Genomic DNA, 2,175 nt, shown 5'->3' with positions numbered 1-2,175 from the left:
GCTAGGCACGTGGGGGAGCCCCCAGCAGGTCGGACGTGCGGCCGTTCGCGCCCGTCGCCGTCGTCCACTCGATCGTCGTCGAGCTGTCGGCGAGGTCCACGGTGAGGCGAGCGGTGGCGGCGGGGAGGGCGAGCCCGCGACGCGTCAGCCGCAGCACCGACCCGTCGAGATCGACCTCGACGCCGCTGTCGAAAGCGGGCAGGGCGTTCCGGAACCGGCACAGGTCCAGCAGCGCGGCGACGACGGGCCGCGCGAGGGCGGCGTCGATCTCCGCCGGCGTGTAGTGGTGCCGGTTGATGTCCCGGCCGACGCCCGTGCGTGCGAGCAGGTCCACGTCGTTGCCGCCCGCGAGAGCGCCCACGTAGTAGACCTGCGGGATCCCGGGGGTGAACAGCTGGAGGGCGCGGGCGGCCAGGTAGGCGCGGTCGTCGCCCCCCAGCGCGTCGTAGAACGTCGAGTTCACCTGGTAGAGGTCGAGGTTCGAGGCCGCCGCACCGGTGGCGCGCTCCGAAGCGCCCCGGGTGCGGGCGTGGATGCCGTGCACCAGCGCGTCGATCTGGGCGGGGTCCAGGAGGCCGGGGCGGGGTGCCTCRCCGGGCTGCACGGTCTGGTCCGGGCCGACGTCGATGACGCCGATGCCGTCGTGGGTGTCCAGGACCRTCACGGCGTTGGCCGGGCGCTCGGCCATCCAGCGGGCGAGGACGGAGCCGTCGCCCGTGTAGAGCGCGTGCAGCACCAGCGGGGGCAGGGCGAAGTCGTACACCAGGTCGACGGAGCGGCCGATCTCGATCTGCCGCCGGAAGTACGAGTGGACCTCGACCAGCACGTCGACACCGCGGGCGCGTGCCTGCCCGGTGAACTCCTCGATGAACGCGAAGGTCTCCGGCGTCATGAAGCACGTGGTCCCGGGCGTCTTCACCGCGTACCCGACGGCGTCGAGGCGCACGAGCGAGACCCCGGCGGCGGCGACCGCGTCGAGGATCGACGTCAGGTACGCCGAACCCGCCGCCGCGCGCACGTCGATGTCGATCTGCTGCGGTGTGAAGGTCGTCCACACGAAGCGCAGCCGGTCTCCGAGCCGGATCGGCGTGAACGGCAGGCCAGGGCGCGGCCGGTAGATCCGCGTGAGGTCCTCCTCGGTGGCGCCGGCGGGGAACACCGAGGACATGGTGAGGAACATGCCGGCGTGCGGCGAGGAGTCCCCGCGCGCCCGGACGTCGGCGAACGCGGCCGACTCGGCGGACACGTGGTTGACGATCAGGTCGACCACGGTGTCGTGCGTCCGGCCGAGCTCAYGGACGTCGTCCCAGCTGCCCAGACGCGGGTCGACCGCCGTGTGGTCCACGGGATCGAACCCCGCGTCGGCACCGTCGTACGGGGTGAAGAACGGCAGCACGTGCACGCCACCGAACGCTCCGGCCAGCGGGCCACGCAGCAGCCGCGTGAGCCCGGCCAGGTCGCCGCCCAGGCGGTCGGCGTACGCGATCAGCTGCACCTCGTTGCGCATCGGACCGTCCTCGTCGATGCCCGCACGCGTTCGTGGCGGGACACCACGTTCCTACCGCGCGCAGCGTCCGAGCGATAGTCGGACGTCAGGCGTAAGGGTCCGTGATCTCCCGGAGCCGGACGAGCGTCTCGCGCAGGGCGTTCATGCGCCGCGACCCGAGGTGCTTCTCCCACTCCGCCTCGACCTCGGCCACGACCTCGGCCGCGGCCGCCTGGGCGGCCGATCCGCGCGCGGTGATCCGGACCAGACGGGCACGCCCGTCCGCGGGGTCCGGGACGCGGCGGACGTACCCGGCGCGTTCGAGCTGGTCGACCAGGAACCCCGCGGTCTGCTTGGTCACCTGGGCCTGCTCCGCCAGGTCGGTGAGGCGCGTGCCGTCCGGCCCGATCCGCTGGAACACCCGGGCCTGCGCGAGCGTGACGTCGTCGAACCCGGCGTCGCCGAGCGCGGCGAGGACCCGCGCCTCCATGGCCCGGTAGGGGAGGAAGAGCAGCAGCCCGACGGTGGGTGTCGAGGTCACGACGACTCCTTGACGATGGTCAGAACCTCTGTCTAAAGTCGTCAGAGTACCGTACTAACGGGGGCGTGGCATGGACCGGGACGAGGTGTGGCGCACCGTCGACTCCGAGCGCGCCGCGCTGGCGTCGTTGCTGGTCACGCTCGACGAC

At 72.6% G+C, this 2,175-nt stretch carries 2 protein-coding genes; both read right to left on the bottom strand.

Translation table 11 applies throughout. The features are described from left to right. Position 1 precedes the first annotated feature (1 nt). A complete protein-coding gene (gtfA, locus tag AC1DUQ_RS21060) occupies positions 2 to 1,507 on the bottom strand; it encodes a sucrose phosphorylase (protein WP_477074554.1) in 1,506 nt (501 codons plus the stop codon). A gap of 85 nt (positions 1,508 to 1,592) precedes the next feature. Continuing rightward, positions 1,593 to 2,027: a MarR family winged helix-turn-helix transcriptional regulator gene (locus AC1DUQ_RS21055; protein ID WP_477062893.1), complete on the bottom strand. Its 435-nt coding sequence runs from the start codon at positions 2,025 to 2,027 to the stop codon at positions 1,593 to 1,595. Positions 2,028 to 2,175: the final 148 nt, after the last annotated feature.

The sequence above is a fragment of the Cellulomonas sp. P4_B5_2 genome (assembly GCF_056402235.1).
This window is presented reverse-complemented; position numbering and strand designations above follow the sequence as displayed.